General features: G+C 35.6%; 9 protein-coding genes. 8 read left to right on the top strand and 1 reads right to left on the bottom strand.

What is annotated here, in order from left to right:
* The first annotated feature begins 43 nt into the window (after positions 1-43).
* Entirely contained in the window at positions 44-2,938 is a 2,895-nt protein-coding gene (locus NLG42_RS19755; protein WP_257682044.1) for a glycosyl hydrolase, read from the top strand.
* Positions 2,939-2,955: 17 nt separating this feature from the next.
* Here NLG42_RS19755 and NLG42_RS19750 read toward each other — a convergent pair whose 3' ends face one another.
* Positions 2,956-3,729: an NUDIX hydrolase gene (locus NLG42_RS19750; RefSeq protein ID WP_257682043.1), complete on the bottom strand. Its 774-nt coding sequence runs from the start codon at positions 3,727-3,729 to the stop codon at positions 2,956-2,958.
* A 505-nt stretch (positions 3,730-4,234) separates the two neighbouring features.
* Here NLG42_RS19750 and NLG42_RS19745 point away from each other — a divergent pair.
* From NLG42_RS19745 to NLG42_RS19715, 7 genes are all read left to right on the top strand, one after another.
* A complete protein-coding gene (locus NLG42_RS19745) occupies positions 4,235-5,671 on the top strand; it encodes an NAD-dependent epimerase/dehydratase family protein (protein ID WP_257682042.1) in 1,437 nt (478 codons plus the stop codon).
* Positions 5,672-5,712: 41 nt separating this feature from the next.
* Complete coding sequence (locus NLG42_RS19740) at positions 5,713-8,640, top strand: glycosyl hydrolase (RefSeq protein ID WP_257682041.1); 2,928 nt, start codon at positions 5,713-5,715, stop codon at positions 8,638-8,640.
* Positions 8,641-9,069: 429 nt separating this feature from the next.
* Positions 9,070-11,937 carry a TonB-dependent receptor gene (locus NLG42_RS19735; RefSeq protein ID WP_257682040.1) on the top strand — a complete coding sequence of 956 codons (2,868 nt, stop codon included), beginning with the start codon at positions 9,070-9,072 and terminating at the stop codon, positions 11,935-11,937.
* Positions 11,938-12,583: 646 nt separating this feature from the next.
* Positions 12,584-13,654 (top strand): L-rhamnose/proton symporter RhaT, encoded by a 1,071-nt coding sequence (gene rhaT / locus NLG42_RS19730; RefSeq protein WP_257682039.1) that lies wholly within the window; start codon positions 12,584-12,586, stop codon positions 13,652-13,654.
* Positions 13,655-13,686: 32 nt separating this feature from the next.
* The gene (locus NLG42_RS19725; RefSeq protein ID WP_257682038.1) at positions 13,687-15,828 is read left to right on the top strand and encodes a bifunctional aldolase/short-chain dehydrogenase; all 2,142 of its coding nucleotides are present in this window, start codon (positions 13,687-13,689) and stop codon (positions 15,826-15,828) included.
* 192 nt (positions 15,829-16,020) lie between these two features.
* On the top strand, positions 16,021-17,295 hold the full coding sequence (locus tag NLG42_RS19720) for a sugar isomerase (protein WP_257682037.1): 1,275 nt from the start codon (positions 16,021-16,023) through the stop codon (positions 17,293-17,295).
* 3 nt (positions 17,296-17,298) lie between these two features.
* Positions 17,299-18,669: an FGGY-family carbohydrate kinase gene (locus NLG42_RS19715; protein WP_257682036.1), complete on the top strand. Its 1,371-nt coding sequence runs from the start codon at positions 17,299-17,301 to the stop codon at positions 18,667-18,669.
* The last annotated feature ends 2 nt before the right edge of the window (positions 18,670-18,671 follow it).

Genomic DNA, 18,671 nt, shown 5'->3' with positions numbered 1-18,671 from the left:
TTTTTAGTAAGTGAAAAACAATACAAAAGATAACTCAAGTATAATGAGAAGATATTCAATAAAAAAAGATATAGAAAAAAAGATCATCATCTTTAGTTTCCTATTTCTTGCAATTTCACTGCAGGGCAATGCTCAGCAAAATAAAGAATCCCAAGATAATAAGTGGTTTCCTAATTTTGATTTTGACGCAAATAAATTCAATATTCCTTTTCAGCAGTATGGACCATTTGCACGATGGTGGTGGCCAGGAAATGATGTGATAAAAGAAGAATTAGAAAGAGAAGTAAATCTTTTTGCGGATAATGGATTTGCCGGAGTTGAAATTCAGCCCTTGGTTATTGGTATTCCGATGAATGCAAAGGTGAGGGGGAATGTTTTAAGCTGGGATACTCCTAAGTACTACGACAACCTTAAAGCTGTTATGGACATAGCTCGAAAACGCAATGTTATCGTTGATGTCACAAATGGGAGCGGATGGCCACCGGGCGGCTCGTTTTTAAATCCTGAAGACGGTTTTCTTTCACTTGAATTTACGGAGGTAAATATTAACGGAGGGCAGAAAAAAAAGGTTACACTTCCAGTTATCGAAAATAAATCAAGTTCGCCAGCTCAAATGCAGGCGGTATTAGTTGTTAAGATTATTGACAGCAAAGAAAACAAAGCAGGAGAATCAGTTCACTTAGATCCAAATACTGCCCATGTACTGACAGCCTCAGTTAAGAATAACACTTTGGAATGGAACTTCCCAAAAGGGAAATGGAAGGTTATAGTATTGTGGAGTTTGCCTAGCGGTGAACAAACAAATATAGCTGCTATGCCTGAGCAAGGGCCAGTTGTAGATCATTTTGATTCAAATAAAGTGCGTAAAATCTATGAGCACCTTTTCGGTGAAAGAACAGGTTTACAGCCTTATTTTGGCAATCCTATGCGTGCTGTTTTTAATGATAGTTATGAGTTTAAAGCCAATAGGCATTATTCTCTGGATTTTATCTCATTTTTTAAAAAAAATAGAGGGTATGATATTACTCCTTGGCTGCCAGCCAATATGCGGAAAGGTTATAATTATGTGCTGTATTTAAGACCTGATGTAAAGCCAGATTTTTATTTTTCAAATGAGGATTGGCGTTTAAGGTATGACTATGATCTTACCTTAAGTGAACTGCTGAAGGAGCACTTTTTTGAAGTAAGTAAAAACTGGCTGGAAGGCCGAGGACTTCTTCATCGCACGCAGGCTTACGGTCTTAATATGGATATGATAGCAATGGCAGGAGAAGCATCGATTCCAGAGACGGAAAGTATGCTTGGACCCGAAGCTAATATGAAAATTATGACATCCGGGGGTCTTCTTTATAATCGTCCGATTGTGTCAGCAGAGTCAACAGTGTCCATTAACCAAGCATATACTACCAGTCCTCAGAAAATAAAAATTGCTTTGGATAAGTTATTTGCTGCTGGAGTGAACCAAGTCATCTATCACGGAGTGCCTTATCGTTATACACCGGAAAAACTTGGTCCGGAAGGATGGTATCCTTTCTCGACACCGTTTATTTCAGCGATTAATTTCTCCACTAATCTTGGCGAGGGAAATATCTTTTGGAAAGATCAAAAAGAGATCAATCAATATGTTAGCAGAGTTCAGTATGCACTTCGTTCAGGTAAGCCGCATGCGGATGTTCTGATCTACTTCCCATTCATGAACGTTGAGGGTATGCCTGAAAACCCTGAAGAAATTTTTCCTCAAGAATATACTCCAACAAATAAGGAGACTGCAAAAGAAAAAACTGATCCGGAAAAAATAAAATGGGCTTCAAAAGCTTATCCGCTGATCAATGCCCTTGAGGCAAAAGGTATTTCGTGGGCGTTTGTCAACGATGTATCACTGCAGCAGGCTAAGCTGGATAAGGATTTACAAATCAATATTAGAGATAATACCTTTAAGAGCTTAATACTTGTCAATACGGAAGTAATCCAGTTAAAAACCTCTGAACAGATAAAGTTTTTATCTGGTAAAGGAATGCAACTCATTGGAATGGGGACATTGCCACAGAAACAACCATCTTTTTTAGATTGGAAAAAGAATGATAAAAAAACCGCAGAGAATATAGCGTCTGCAATCAAATCAAAAAACAGCCTATTTCTTTCTAATGATAGTGAACTTAAAAACTGGACTGGGAGGTTCAAGCAATCGGTCGCTTTTGGGGATTTTTATAATTTTACTAGACAAGTGCAGAGAGAGATGAGTGATGGCAGCCGTGCGGAGTTTATCTGGAATAAGAGTGATCAATGGAAGACAATAAACCTGACTTTGGATTCGAAATTTAGGTCTAGTTTTTGGATGGATGCTACAAATGGAGCAGTATTGAAAAATCAAGGTTCTACGGTAAGTTATAAGATTGGACCTTACAGCTCAATTATTCTTTTTGCCTCAACTCAATCCGTTTCGACAGATGATAAATTATCTGCGTCCCAGTTAATACCAGATGTTGATAAAGAAATTTTAAACATCAAGAATTGGGATATCCAGGTTGAAAATTTCGAAATTAAAAATTCTTTATTGTTTGACTGGAGAACCAATGAAAATTTGAAGTATTCATCTAACCTGGGTGTATATAAATCTGATTTTAAATGGGAAACTGACACAGCTTCAAAACACTTCTTTCTGGATTTGGGAAAAGTGTCTTATACTGCCGAGATTTATATAAATGGTAAATTTGCAGGCAAGAAGATTTTTGCTCCTTATTTGCTTGACATAACTTCATTTTTAAAATCGGGAACAAATTCGCTTGAAATCCGTGTCACTCCAGGTCAATTAAATGGATTTGTAGGGAATGCGAAAAAAGGAGATAAGCGATATAACCAATTCAAAGAGAAGGATGAACAATTAATTTCTGCCGGTTTAATAGGTCCTGTTGTCATTAGACAGGAAAGTAGTGAATAAACAGGTTGCTTACTCTGTCAAAAAACAAGTATAATGCCCTCTTTTAGTGCATTATTATATTTTTCAGTGTCAAACTTATATAGGAAAGGGGAGCGATGTTTACCAATACTTTTCTTTTCTTCAAGTTTGGTAATAAGATTTAAGGTCAAAAGCTTTTTAGGGAAGTTTCTTCTATCTAAAGTTTTTCCTAGTATTGTTTCATATAAGGAAATAATTTCAGGCAAGGTGAATTTATCAGGCAGCAAGTTAAAGCCAATCGGTTTGTGATAGATTTGCTTTCGAAGCGTGGAGAGAGCAACTTCCAATACCTCGTTATGGTCAAATAATAGGGTAGGGATTTCGGAAATGTCAATCCATTTAAACTCTTCGAAAAAAAAGTCAGTTTTAATTTTTACTTCAGAATATTCAATCAAGGCATAAAAACCTACAGAAAAAGTTCTTTGAAAAAGCCAACTATCCTCTGCGACTTGGTCGTTTATTTCGGATTGTAAAAAGCTAAAATCTTGTAAGCGGTACTGACTGTCTCCAAAAGTATGAAATTGTTCAAGAAAGATTTGGTCAATTGATGTTCTGTCTTTCAAAATTCTATTTGCCGCAGAAGTCAAGGTTTCCTTGCGTCCAATGTGGCCGCCCGGAAAAGCCCAGCCATTAAGACCTTTCCATTTCCCAATTAATACTTTAAGCTGCTGTTCATGATATCCAAATATGACACAGTCTATTGTTATTTGTGTAAAAAAATGTTTATGGCCTTCTTTTATGAACTCTAAAGCTTCTCTTTCGGTAACTATCATCTAAGTAAAATATATTATTGTAAAGATAAGGTCTTTCTACTAATTACAGAAATTATTGCCTTACAAAGCCAGTCTTTTACTTCATTTATAAGAAGATTGAAGTGCCAAAGTTGAATTGATATTGCTTAATGTTTCTGTTTCTAAAGTTCCTCCTTTCATTTGGAGATCTGCGTAATAGAAATTATTAATATTATTAATAATTTTTTTTTATTGAAATCAACATTTTAGTTTTGATTGCGCAGGACAGTTCCTTCAATAAGCATTGTTAAATTTGACTAATTCGCTATAAACTACGTTCTGGAGTTATCAAATTCATATATTTAAATTAACTGCAATACTACATAGGAATTTGAGAGTTGTTTTTCAGATTATAAATCTACATAATTATCGTTACACGGTTTTGAAATAGAGCAATTTTACTTGGTATTACAAAATGCAATCTTACTGAGGGGGAAGAAGGCTTTACCTCATAGTTAAAAATATAAAACTAAAAGATAGAAAAGAAATGAAAAAGAATGTTTTTCTTACTGGAGCTTCAGGTAATATGGGGCAGGCAGTTCTTAAGCAGCTTCTGGAAAGAGGTGAGAGATTTGATGTCTCTGTTTTGGTTCTTCCTACTGTGAAAGATAAAAAAATAATGAAACCCTACCAGCAATATAAAAATCTTAAGATAATCTGGGGTGATTTGACTAGTTATGAAGATGTGCTGAAAGGTGTGCAGGAGGCGCATTACGTTTTGCATGTTGGAGGAATGGTGTCACCTATGGCTGATTATCATCCCGAACTTACCACGAAGGTAAATGTTGGGGGTGCCAAGAATATTGTGAGAGCAATTCAGTCCCAACCTAATAAAGATGATATAAAGTTGGTATATATTGGTACAGTTGCTCAAACGGGAGACCGCAATCCGCCGTTGCACTGGGGAAGAACAGGTGATCCATTGAAAATTAGTAAATACGACAATTATGCCCTCTCAAAAACAATAGCAGAGCTTGAAGTTATTGAGTCAGGCCTTAAACATTGGGTTTCATTGCGGCAAACCGGCATTTTATATCCTTCGATATCTGATTCCTTGGACCCCATTATGTATCACGTGCCTGTTCAAGGTGTTTTTGAGTGGGTAACGGTGGAAGATTCAGGACGAATGATGGCTAACGTGTGTGAGGATGATATTCCTGAAGAATTCTGGAGAAGGATTTATAATATTGGTGGAGGAGAAAAATTCAGGACATTTAATTATAATTTCCTGCGTGAGAGCGCAAAAGGTTCAGGAATAAAAGATATAACGAAAATTTTTGATCTAAACTGGTTTGCAACCCAGAATTTTCACGGGCAATGGTATGAGGATTCTGATGAACTTGAAAAATATTTAAAATTTAGAAGCGGAAGTATACAAGATTATCTGGAAACTATACGCAAGCAGGGAAAGGTTAAACGTTTTTTAATGAGGTTCTTACCTGTATCTTTTTTAAAGAAAAATGTAATGAAACCGGTAGCTTATAAAAAAGACTACGGTACAATGGACTGGATTGAAAATGGTTATAAAGAAAAAATAGAAGCCTATTTCGGCTCTAAAGAACAATGGGAAAAGATACCTGCGTGGGAGCATTACAAACCAATTACACCGTTAAAAATTCCTATAAGACTTTCTCATGGATATGACGAATCGAAGTTTACTTCCGAATTGGAAATTCAGGATATGCACAAGGTAGCTGCTTTTAGGGGAGGTAAATGCTTGTCTACCGATATGAAAAAAGGAGATTTAAGTTCTAAAATCAGATGGGAATGCGCATTTGGAGAGCAGTTCGAAGCAAGTCCAACAGCAGTTTTATTGGCTGGGCATTGGTGTCCTGAATGTTTGGCTAATGTAGACGGTTATGCTGAGCAGGCTAAACGAAATCCTTTTTTTAATCAAGTTTGGGAGCCACTTATAAAAAGCTAGTTCGCAACTTTTTAGTAAAAATGAAAATATATATGTTTAAAATGAAAAACTCACTTTCTTTGATTGCATTAGTACTTTGCTGTACTTCAGTCAATATGATAAATGCTCAATCTAAACAGAACAAGAATGCAGCAGGCGGAACTGACTGGTTGGCATACTTTGATTTTGATAATACCAAGTTTCAGGTTGGTATGCGAGAATATGGTCCTTTCACAAGATGGTGGCTCCCAGGAAATGATGTCACTAAAGACGAGCTGCAACGGGAAATAAGGATGTTTTCCGAAAATGGTTTTGCAGGGGTGGAAGTTCAGCCTTTTACTATGGGACTGGATCCTAAGGCGCCAAAGGATCAGCTGGAAAGGGTTTACAGCTGGGATACGCCTTCGTTTTATGATAATATGAAGGCAATAATGCAACAGGCGCAAGTATCCGAAATCGTTGTGGATATGAACGCAGGAAGCGGTTGGCCTATGGGTGGATCTTTTTTTGATCCTTCTGAAAGTATGCGGACATTGGCAGTTGCCGATTCGCTCCTTACACCTGGCAGTTTGTATAATGGCAAAGTCCCTATGATAAGACAAGTTGAGTCCTCAGTGAAAAATCATTCTTCGACCGATAATTTAGTGAAGCCACAGTGGGGTGTCATAAAAAGTGTGATAGTGGCAAAAGTACTAAGAACAGAAGATGAGCAAGTTTTTCTTGATTCAAAATCAGTCGTTGATTTAACCAGCAAGGTGAAAAATAATATGTTGAAATGGAAAGTTCCTTCCGGGCAAAATTTACGGCTTATCGTAAGCTGGAGCATACCGACGGGAGAAGTGCCTTCTTTAAGTGCATCCAAGGGGGTGCAATATGTGATCGACTATCTGGATCCTGTCATTGTCAATAAGACCTATGATTATTTATTTGGAGCCAGAACAGGTTTGCCTGCTTATTTTTCAAAACCGATGAGAGCTGTTTTTAACGATAGCTATGAATTTCATGTTGACCGAATAATTAGCAAGGATTTTATAAAGATATTTAAGGAGCAAAATGGCTATGATATAAGTCCGTACCTATCTTCAGTGGTTCAGAAAGGATATGATAATCCTACGTTTTTGGCCTCAGCTTATCATAATGCAAAGCCGCCTTTTGTACTTGATGAGAAAAATCAATGGCGAATAATGTACGACTACGATCAAACAGTAAATAGGGTATTTAGAAATAATTTTATTAAAACCAGCAATGAATGGATGAAAAAAAGCGGGCTACTGCATCGCACTCAGGCATACGGTTTTCCCATAGATTTGATTGGAGCAGCTTCAATTGTTGATATTCCCGAGGCCGAGCAGCTTTTTGCCGAAGGTTCTGAGGGATATTTGAAATTGGTAACCTCAGGTGCCCACCTAAATAACAGGCCTATCATCAGCCAGGAGTCCTTTGTATCCATTTTAAGAGCCGAAATGACTACCCCTCAAAAAATTAAAGTCTGGGCTGATAAATCTTTTGCATGTGGTATAAATCAAATAATCTATCATGGGAGCCCTTATAAATATAATAATGGGGAATACGGTAAGGAAGGTTGGAATACATGGTCGAACAGTTTTGTTCCCTATTTGAATTTTAGCTCGGGTATGAACGAGTCAGATCCGTTTTGGAAGGATATCAAAGAAGTCAATAAGTATTTAGCGCGTTGTCAATATGCATTGCGAGCAGGGAAACCTCAAACAGACGTATTGATTTATATGCCCTTTAATAATTTTTCTGAAGATCAAATAGGGCTAAATCCCGAAGAGACACTGTTTAAAGGCTACTTTAAGGGAGTGGAGCCCGACATTAAAGGTTTTGGAACTTATCAGTCGAAACAGGTTTTAATAAAAAACTGGTATAATGAATTATGGAAGACAATTAACGAACTGGAATCAAAAGGAATTACCTGGGAATTTGTAAATGATGAATATCTGCAGAAGGCAAAAATGATTGATGGAAAAATTAATATTCAAGACAATCGATATCAGGTGTTGATACTAGCTAATCTACCCTATGTAAATATAAATACAGTAAAAAGTATCAGTGCTTTGAGCAAAACCGGAATGAGTATTTGGGCAATCGGCGAATGTCCTAAAAAACAACCTTCGTATCTTGATTTTGAAAGTAAGGATAAGCAGACAGCAGCTTTGATGAACGATGTGTGGAACGAAAAAAATACGGTAAAAATTGTTTCAGAGTTCCCGGTCGAAAAAATTGACCAAGTGCTTCATTTTGCCAAAGAAGCTCATTTTTCAAGACAAATAAACCGCCAGATGTCTGATGGAAGTATCATCAAATTCATTTCTAATAAAACTGATCAATGGCAGTCAATAGAAATAAATGTAGGGGATGAAATAAAAAACTGTTACTGGTTCAGTGCCGAGGACGGTTCAGTAATCTTGGCAGGCACTAAAAATATTTCCTACCGACTTGCACCTTATGGCTCAATAATCTTATTTGCTTCGACGCAAAAAGATGTTTTAAAATCGACATTTAGCATTCCTGTAGATGATCAAATGAAGGATGTTGCAGATATTGAAAAGTGGAATATCCAGGTTGGGAAAAATACTTTTGAGAATTCACTCCTTTTTGATTGGGTTGATAACGAGAAAACTAAATTTAGTTCCGATGAGGGGATTTATCTCTCGAATTTTAATGTCAACAATATTAAAGCCGATAAATCCTATTATGTAGATTTAGGTAAAGTGAACTTTGTTGCTGAAGTTAAAATTAATGGAGTAAACGCAGGCAAAAGACTTTTTGCTCCTTACAGAATCGATATAACCCCGTTGATCAAAGAAGGCACTAATACAATTGAAGTGATTGTGACGACCACACGCAGAAATGCGTTTACAGGTGAGGCTGTAAAAGGTAATCCAAATTATGCCCAGTTCAAAGGCAAGAGCAGAACCTTACTGAGTTCCGGCTTGCAAGGGCCAGTTAGGATAAAAGAAAATTAAACTGGCGGAATGTTCTTTTAAGTTTGATTATGACAGAAGGTTTTTCTGTCATAATCAAAAAAAAATAGAAGTAGAATCTAATTTTTAGAATAAGATGGGAATGCTGTTATTGTAACTGTATTCCCTTTTTTTACAAAATAGCCCGACGCATAATTTATTTAAAGCAGTAGAAGGAATCTGATGATTTATTATAAGATGTGTTGTGTGATAACTATACCTAGTATCCTATAGATTCAAAACCGGTTATATTAATAAAAAAAAGTAATTAATTTAATTAATAAATAGAATTGAAAAAATCAATTCTGTTACGATTGCATAGGACAGTTGCTGTAAGTTATATTATTAATTTTGAAATATACAAAGCACAAAAAAATGTTATGTGTAAAAATAAGCGTGAATAAATATCTACTAACTAAAAAAAACCAAAAAATGATTAATTTATTACAAAAGCATCGATCTGTTACAATGGTGATTAAGCTAATGGTGCTTTTCTTAGGATTTTCTGCCCACATGACCGCGCAGCAGATTGTGAAAGGAAAGGTGACCGATCAGAAGAACGAACCACTGTTCGGGGTAAATATTGTTGTGAAGGGTTCAACTAAGGGGACTAATTCTGATGCGGCAGGTGAGTATTCGATTGAAGTCAATAACAATTCAGTATTAATTTTTAATTATATAGGATTTAAGACCAAAGAAGTAGCAGTTAATGGCCAGAAAAGTTTATCTGTTTCTCTTGAAGAGGACGCACAGGCTCTTGATGAAATTGTTGTGACGGGCGTATTCGACAAAAGAACAAAAATGCAGTCCTCCGTTTCAATCTCGACACTAAATGCAAAGCAGATAGAGAGAGTTGCCATAACCAGTGCCGCTGATCTTTTGAAAAATGTTTCAGGGGTTTACGTGAACAATGCGTTAGGAGAGATCAGGAATACGGTTTACTCTCGCGGGGTTTCCTCAGGTTCTAACGATGGTGCTTCGGGATACTATTATGTTTCCATGCAGGAAGACGGCTTACCGGTTACCAATGCGACGTTTAGCAATTATGGACCGGATTATTTTCTGCGTACTGATGCCACATTAGGAAGATTAGAAGCAGTAAAAGGAGGTACAGCATCGATTCTTGGAAATAATGCGCCAGGTGGAATTTTTAATTATGTTTCTAAGACTGGTGGAAAAGATTTTTCAGGTGAGATCAGGGCTAAAAATGGTTTAGAAGGTAATGGAAAAAATCCTTACTATCGAATGGATTTTAATTTTGGAGGACCTTTGAGCAATGACAAATCTATCACTTTTAATGTGGGTGGTTTTATGCGTCAAAATGATGGTGATCGTTATTCAGGTTATCCAATGAACAAAGGGGGGCAGATAAAAGCCAACATTGTTAAGACATATAATACAGGTAGTGTAAAATTATTTGCCAAGTATTTAAACGATCACAACGGTTCAAATGAATTTCTTCCTACCATAGGTTTTACAGACCCTAAGTTTCCTGCTGGTGTGTCAAATACTAATTCGGTTTTGATTCCACGAGTAAGCGGTGATGTGACAATAAACGAATCAGGAAGAAAGGTACATTATGATTCAAGAAATCTTGTTCATTCTAAGGATGCTTCTATAGGTTTAAATTGGGATCAGAATCTTGGAGATGGTTGGAAAATAGAAAACAAGGCGCGTTATTCCAATAAAAAGGCCATATGGAATACTACTGCAATTGTAAGCCCTTTTGCTGTTGATAATGCTGTTTTTTATGGATTGAATGAGCTGACTGACCCAAATGCGGCGGGTGCGACATTTTCGTTCAACGACCATGCAACAGGTGCACAGTTCGGATCGGTAACAAATAACTTTTTTTCTAGTTTTACAGTAAACAAAGGAGATTTTCCAGGTGCTTCTATTCAGCCAAATTCATTATATTTTCATCCTTTGATGGTCACAGAAAATAACGTAAAGGAAATTATTGAACAATTTACAATCACCAAAAAGTTGAAAAACATGAGCTTTACTGCGGGAGGATTTTATGCTAATTCGCAAATAGACAGAATAGATGGTTCTATAGGGGTTGCTTACTCGCAGATGACATCTCCACGTCCAGCATTAACTGATATCTCATATGTAGGTATTTTTGATGGGCAGACCTATCAGATGACCAATAGTGACGGAGTTATCGGTGGGGCTGGAAAAAGCGCTCCTATGGATGTAATTAACGCAAAGCAAAATCAATTTGCCTTGTTCTTTGGTCATAACTGGGAAATTAATTCAAAATTGAATTTTGATTGGGGTATTCGTTATGAAGATATATCCTACAACGGATCCAATCAGATTTCTGAGAGCGTGAATACAAATGCTACAGGAGGATTTGATAGTAATCCACTTACATTATATGACAATTCATATGGTAGGATTGCTGCTACATATAACTATAAGGACCAGAAGATTAATACTTTTTCATTCTCGGGGGGACTGAACTACATGTTTTCAAACCAGCAGGCGGTTTATATTCGTTATTCTCAGGGAAGCAAAGCTCCTGATTTAACAATGTTTATGAGTATCGATACTCAACTTGCCTCTGATGAACTGAACCCACTTGCGCAAAAAATTCAACAATTTGAATTAGGATACAAATTAAAATCAGGTAAAACCAATGTTTTTGTTACACCTTTTTACAGTTTATTAAGTAATGTGGGTAACCAGTCACAAGGACAGGAAGGTGAGGATTTATCTACTTTGTATTTTACTCCTTTTTTGTATAACAAGTTTAGAACATATGGGGTCGAGGTCGAGGCAACTCAGGAAGTTACAGAGAAATTCAGTGTAAGGGCTGTAGCAACTTTCCAAAACGCAAAGGCAAAAGAATACAAAGCATGGGATCTGGGAGCTAATGGAAGTGCTGATGATAAGGTTGTTGATTTTTCAGGAAACAAAACTGATAACAGTGCAGAGGTAATTTTGAGAATAACACCATCTTATACAGCAGGGAAGTTCTTTTCATCTTTGGATTTTTCTTATATGGGAAAACGACCAGCAAACGTTGCCAATACATTTGATTTACCAGCATACAATCAATCTAATTTGAATTTTGGTTATAACATCAGTAAAAACTGGCAAGTTCAGGCAAATATAAATAATGTTTTTAACCAGTTAGGAGTTATGGGATGGATGGCACCAGGAGGATTTCCTGCATCGCTGGATAGACAAGGTTTTACAAAAGAGGAATTGGCAGCAAATCCAAATGCTACTTATTCAACTTTAAATCTACCTCCTCGCGCATTTTATCTGACAGCGACATACAAGTTTTAGATTATAAATGGATAAACAATCAACCAGACAATGCAATCGTACTGTCTGGTTTTTTTTAGCTCTTTTGAAATTATAGGATTAAGAAATATTTAATTATACTACTTCTAATGTTGTATTTTTTTTCAAAAGCTCGATAAATTGTCCGTCTCTACACTGAGAAAACACCAAATTCTAAAGAATCTAAAGTTTTGAGTGATTCCACTCTTGTAGATAGCACCTAGGATGTTCAATGGAGCTTTTTATTTAGATTGCCTAGCTATCGTTGACTGTAATTCTGTCAGAGAAAAAAGGCAACCTGCATTGTGGTTATTATTTGTTCTGGTTTGGGATAAGTTGGTTTATCAATGGATAATGAGGGTAATACAATCGCAAAAAAAATTGTCTGAGATAATGAAATGGTGGAGCAAGATTCATCACAAATAATCTCATCTAAACTAAAAGTGAAAGAATTTTCAAATGAACTTCATATCAAGTAATACAGAACGGATTGATTCATGCATGAACTGGATTTAAAAGATTAATAATGAGAAAAAAGTAAAAAAATGAGGTTTTATAAGCACTGTGTAGGACTGTTGCCTTTAAAATATGTACTTATTTTACAAAACCATATTAACTATCAAACTAACCACAAAAACAAAAAAATTTAATGGAATCATTATTAGGAATTATTTTTCACTCTATCGGAGGATTTTCTTCAGGGAGTTTTTATATGCCTTTCAAAAAAGTTAAAAATTGGGCTTGGGAAAGCTATTGGCTAGTTGGAGGTTTTTTCTCATGGCTAATTGTTCCGCCAATCGCAGCCTATTTTACAATTCCAAATTTTACTGAAATTATCGCTAGCGCAGCTCCTTCTGTAAAAGCATTGGCTTACGGAATGGGATTGGTTTGGGGAATTGGAGGATTGACCTACGGATTAGGAGTTCGTTATTTAGGAATGTCATTGGGTAATTCAATTACTCTAGGGTTTTGTTCTGCTTTTGGAGCTTTAATTCCACCAATCTATTACAACTTTAATGCAACTGCAGGAAAAGAATCTATAAGTGATATGTTCTCGAATTCAGGAGGTCAAATGGTTTTGTTTGGCGTGCTTGTATGTATTATCGGAATTGCAATATTAGGAAAAGCAGGGATATTAAAAGAGAAAGATTTTGAAACTGGACACGAAGATAAAGACAAAGATTTTAGTTTGATTAAAGGTTTAATTATTGCGATAATTTCAGGTATTTTAAGTTCTTTTTTTAATTTCGGAATAGAAGCTGCAAAACCAATGGCAGATGTTGCTAACGAATCTTGGAAAGCTTTACATCCAAATCAAGGTGAATTTTTGTTTCAAAATAATGTAAGCTATATTATTATACTTTGGGGCGGATTAACAAGCAACTTTATATGGTGTATTTATCTTAATTTCAAAAATAAAACTTTTGGAAATTATACAGATAAAACAACACCAATTTCAAAAAATGTACTTTTTTCAGCTATTGCTGGTACGATGTGGTTTTTGCAGTTTTTCTTCTACGGAATGGGGGAAAGTAAATTAGGAAACGGCGCTAGTTCATGGATTTTGCACATGTCAACGATTATTCTTACCGCTAACTTTTGGGGTTTCTACTTAAAAGAATGGAAAGGTGTTACTAAAAAAACGTTTAATACTTTCCTTTTCGGAATTGCACTTATGTTCTTGTCTATTGTCTTGGTAGGAATTGGAAACTCTTTATAAATCAAATAGTTAATTTAAATATAAATAACCAAATGTCAAATATAAAAACAAAAAATATGAATTTTAAGCATGTGAGCTATCTTTGGGACGAAGCTAAAGCTGCAGCATTAGCAGGTGATGAAGTAGGGCTTTTTATTTATCGTTCTAATTTGTTAGGAGCTGATTTAAGACTTACGAACTACGGAGGAGGAAATACTTCTGTAAAAATTACCGACAAAGACCCTTTAACAGGTGATGTTTCTGATGTAATGTGGATTAAAGGTTCTGGTGGAGATATCGGAACCCTAACAAAATCTGGATGTGCAGCGCTTTATTTGGATAGACTTCATAATCTTGAAAAAGTATATAAAGGTATTGAATTTGAAGATGAGATGGTAGAATTATTCAACCACTGTATCTTCGATTTGGCTTCAAAAGCACCTTCTATTGATACACCTTTACACGGTTTTTTACCATTCAAACATATAGATCACTTACATCCAGATGCGGCTATTGCTATCGCTGCTGCTAAAGATGGAGAAAAAATTACAGAAGAACTATTTGACGGAGAAATCGGTTGGGTAGGATGGCAACGTCCCGGTTTTGACCTTGGACTTCAATTAAGATCTTGCTTGGAACAAGCGGCTATAAAAGGTAAAAAATTACGCGGAATCATGTTAGGTTCTCACGGATTATTTACTTGGGGAGATACAGCTTACGAAAGTTATGTCAATACATTGGAAGTAATCGAAAAATGTGCTGAATATTTAGAGAATAATTACGGTAAAAAACGTCCTATTTTTGGAGGTCAAAAAATGGAGAGTTTACCAGAAGCGGATCGTAAATTAAAAGCAGCAAAAGTAGCACCAATATTGAGAGGTTTCTGTTCATCAGAGCGTCAAATGATCGGTCATTATACTGATGATACAAGAGTTTTAGAGTTTATTAATTCTAATGATTTAGAAAAATTAGCACCACTTGGAACTTCTTGTCCAGATCACTTTTTAAGAACAAAAATTAGTCCTTTGGTTTTAGATTTATCTCCAAACGAAGATTTATCAGATGTCGAGGCTATTAAAGCAAAGTTAACTCCTGCTTTTGAGGCTTACAGAGCGATGTACAAAGACTATTACAATGCTTGTAAAAAGTCGAATTCGCCAGCAATGCGTGACCCAAATCCAGTTGTGATTTTATATCCAGGAGTTGGAATGTTTACGTTTGCCAAAGATAAAACAATGGCGCGTTTAGCTTCAGAATATTATGTGAATGCAGTAAATGTAATGAAAGGTGCTGAAGCAGTTTCAGAATATACTTCGTTACCACACCAAGAAGCTTTTGATATTGAATATTGGTTGCTAGAAGAAGCAAAATTACAGCGTATGCCAAAACCAAAAGCGCTTTCTGGTAGAGTTGCCCTAATTACGGGTTCTGCTGGAGGAATTGGAAAAGCTATCGCGAAGAAATTTGCGCAAGAAGGTGGTTGTGTAATTATCAATGACATTAATGAAGAACGTTTAAGTGACGCTACAGCTGAATTTATCAAATCTTTTGGTAAAGATGCAGTTTCAAGCACTTTACTAAACGTTACTGACGAATTAAGCACTGAAAAAGCATTAGACGCAGCTTGTCTTGCTTTTGGTGGAGTTGATATTGTGGTAAATAATGCTGGAATTAGTATTTCTAAAGCAATTGCAGATCACACACTTGAAGAGTGGGATAGATTATATGATATTTTGGTGAAAGGTCAATTTATCGTTTCTAAAGCCGGAACAGAAGTAATGCGTAAACAAGGTTTTGGTGGAGATATTGTAAACATCGTTTCTAAAAATGCTGTTGTAGCAGGACCAAATAATCCAGGTTATGGATCAGCAAAAGCAGCTCAAGCACACTTAACTCGTTTAATGGCTGCTGAATTAGGAGCTGATAAAATTAGAGTAAATACAGTAAATCCTGATGCTGTCATCTCAGACTCCAATATTTGGTCTGGCGGTTGGGCAGAAGGTCGTGCAAAAGCATACGGAATCACAGTTGCAGAATTGCCTGCTTATTATGCAAAACGTACGTTATTAAATGAAATTATATTGCCTGATGATATTGCAAATGCATGTTTTGCTTTTGTTGGTGGTTTATTAGATAAATCAACAGGAAATGCTTTAAACGTTGATGGTGGAGTAGCAATGGGCTTTTACAGATAGATTGTTTAGTTTTTTAAGTTTGTTTAAGCAAAAGTGGTTTTTTGTGATCTAACGTTCGGAAATTTTCGAACGTTAGATTTTTAACTAATGATGTTTTTAAAACTTTATTTCGTCGAAATTAGTACTTTAATTAAGTAAAACAAGAGTTTAAATTTATACAGTAAATTTCAAACTCTATTTAAAAGGAAAAATATGTTAATTCAATCAAACAATATAGAATCTCATAATGATGGTTTATTTAAAAAACATCACAATAAATTAGTTTTTACAATTTCTGAAATTGGTGAAACGGAAGCTATTATTCAAAAACTAATTGATTTTCAAATCGCAATTCCATCTTGGGCATTAGGAACTGGAGGAACAAGATTTGGTCGTTTCCCTGGTGGTGGAGAACCACGTTCTTTAGAAGAAAAAATTGAAGATGTAGGTTTGCTTCATGCTTTAAACAATGCTTCTGGAGCAATTTCTTTGCATATTCCATGGGATATCCCACAAAATCATAATGCAATCAAAACTTTGGCAGCACAACACAATCTAAAGTTTGATGCTGTAAACTCCAACACTTTTCAAGATCAAGGAAATCAAGGTCATTCTTATAAATTTGGTTCTTTACAGAACGTAAACAAAGCAGTTCGTAAAGAAGCAATTGCTCATAATATAGAAGTGATTCAACAAGGAATTGCTTTAGGTTCAGAATCATTGACGGTTTGGTTAGCTGACGGATCTTCTTTTCCAGGACAATTAAATTTTAGAAAAGCCTACCAAAATACATTAGAAAGTTTAGAAGAAATCTATGATGCATTGCCTTCAAACTGGAAATTGTTTTTAGAATATAAATGTGCTGAGCCAAACTTTTATTCTACGACAGTTGCAGATTGGGGACAGTCATATTCTTATGTGAAAAAATTAGGAGACAAAGCACAGACACTGGTAGATTTAGGTCACCATTTGCCAAATGCTAATATCGAGCAAATTGTTTCTTTATTACTAATGGAAGGAAAATTAGGTGGATTCCACTTTAATGATTCAAAATATGGCGATGACGATTTAACTGCTGGTGCTTTAAAACCTTACCAATTATTTTTAATTTTTAATGAATTGGTGGAAGGAATGGACGCTCGAGGAATGAATCACGCCAAAGATTTAGGTTGGATGATTGATGCTTCACACAATATCAAAGATCCATTAGAAGATTTATTACAATCTGTAGAGGCCATTATGATTGCTTATGCTCAAGCGCTTTTGGTAGACAGAAAAGCACTAGAAATTGCACAAGAAGAAAATGACGTTGTAAAAGCACAGGAAATTCTTCAGAATGCTTTCCGTACCGATGTTCGCGCTTTAGTTGCTGAAGCTCGTTTACGTTCAGGAGCAGCATTAAATCCAGTAGAATTGTATCGCAGTCTTGCTGTTAGAAAAAATCTAATTTCAGAAAGAGGACAAAAAACGGTGGCTACAGGCTTATAAGTTATGGTTAAAGTAAACGCAGTTTTTGATATTGGTAAAACGAACAAAAAGTTTTTTCTTTTTGACGAGGAATATAACGAAGTGTATCGTGACTATGTAAATTTGCCGCTTACGGCAGATGAAGATGGGTTTGAAACCGAAAATCTAGAAACATTACGCGATTGGATAAAAGAAACTTTTGATGCAATACTAGACGATGAGCGTTTTGATATTAAGACACTAAACTTCTCTTCCTATGGAGCAAGTTTGGTACATCTTGATTACAAAGGAAAACCTTTGACGCCATTGTACAATTATACAAAAGATCTTCCGCAAGAGATCATAGAAGAATTTTATAAAGAGCACGGTGATGCATTGATCATTGGGGCAGAAACAGCTTCTCCGCCGTCTGGAATGCTAAACTCCGGAATGCAGTTATATTGGATTAAGAAAACCAAACCTGCTTTGTTTTCTCAAATAAAATACAGTTTGCATCTTCCGCAATATTTATCGTACTTGTTTACTGGAATACCAGTCAGCGAGTATACAAGTATTGGTTGTCATACCAATTTATGGAATTATGACCAGGAGGATTATCACAAATGGGTTCACGATGAAGATATTGATAAAATATTGCCTCCAATTGTTCCTACATCAGCGAGTATCAATACAACCTATAAGGATAAAAAGATAAAAATTGGTGTTGGAATACACGATAGTTCTTCGGCTTTATTGCCTTATATTTTAAGCAAAAAGAAACCTTTTTTATTGCTATCTACAGGAACTTGGAGCATTGCTTTGAATCCGTTTAATGCAGAAAGTTTAAGCAAAGAAGATATTGCCGATAACTGTTTAAACTATCTTAGAATTGATGGAAAACGTGTAAAAGCTTCTCGTTTTTTTATGGGAAATGAGTACCGTTTGCAAGTCGAAAAACTATGTGAATATTACAAAAAAGAATACGGATATCACCGAGAGGTAAAATTCGACCAAGATATTTATCTAGGTTTAATAGAAAAACCAGCTGTTTACTTTAAGTTCGAAGGTATTTCTTTGCAAAGATTGCCTCATAAAACGGAACTTGAGCAATTTGATACTTTTGAAGAAGCATATCATCAGTTGATGATTGAGTTAATGGAATTACAAATTGATACTATTAATAAAGCCATTGGAAACAGTAATATCAAAAAGATATTTATTGACGGTGGTTTTACTGATAATGATGTATTTATGAAGTTGATGTCGCACCATTTTAGTAATTTCAAGGTGTTATCTACACATTCTCCTTTAGGATCAGCATTAGGTGCTGCAATGGTAATTTCGGATAAACAAATTACTTCTCAATTCTTAAAAGAGAATTACAGAATGAAAAAATTAGTTCCTTTATTATTTTAATC

It is taken from the genome of Flavobacterium plurextorum (genome assembly GCF_024638035.1).
Taxonomy (GTDB): domain Bacteria; phylum Bacteroidota; class Bacteroidia; order Flavobacteriales; family Flavobacteriaceae; genus Flavobacterium; species Flavobacterium plurextorum.
The sequence above is the reverse complement of the archived record's forward strand: the minus strand, read 5'-3'. Positions and strand labels throughout refer to the sequence as shown.

What these genes read in the sequence shown, in the direction of transcription:
- NLG42_RS19740 (WP_257682041.1), top strand. Translation starts at nt 5,713, where the DNA reads ATGAAAAACTCACTTTCTTTGATTGCATTAGTACTTTGCTGTACTTCA.
- NLG42_RS19745 (WP_257682042.1), top strand. Translation starts at nt 4,235, where the DNA reads ATGAAAAAGAATGTTTTTCTTACTGGAGCTTCAGGTAATATGGGGCAG.
- NLG42_RS19755 (WP_257682044.1), top strand. Translation starts at nt 44, where the DNA reads ATGAGAAGATATTCAATAAAAAAAGATATAGAAAAAAAGATCATCATC.
- NLG42_RS19750 (WP_257682043.1), bottom strand. Translation starts at nt 3,729, where the DNA reads ATGATAGTTACCGAAAGAGAAGCTTTAGAGTTCATAAAAGAAGGCCAT.
- NLG42_RS19715 (WP_257682036.1), top strand. Translation starts at nt 17,299, where the DNA reads ATGGTTAAAGTAAACGCAGTTTTTGATATTGGTAAAACGAACAAAAAG.
- NLG42_RS19735 (WP_257682040.1), top strand. Translation starts at nt 9,070, where the DNA reads ATGATTAATTTATTACAAAAGCATCGATCTGTTACAATGGTGATTAAG.
- NLG42_RS19725 (WP_257682038.1), top strand. Translation starts at nt 13,687, where the DNA reads ATGTCAAATATAAAAACAAAAAATATGAATTTTAAGCATGTGAGCTAT.
- NLG42_RS19720 (WP_257682037.1), top strand. Translation starts at nt 16,021, where the DNA reads ATGTTAATTCAATCAAACAATATAGAATCTCATAATGATGGTTTATTT.
- rhaT (WP_257682039.1), top strand. Translation starts at nt 12,584, where the DNA reads ATGGAATCATTATTAGGAATTATTTTTCACTCTATCGGAGGATTTTCT.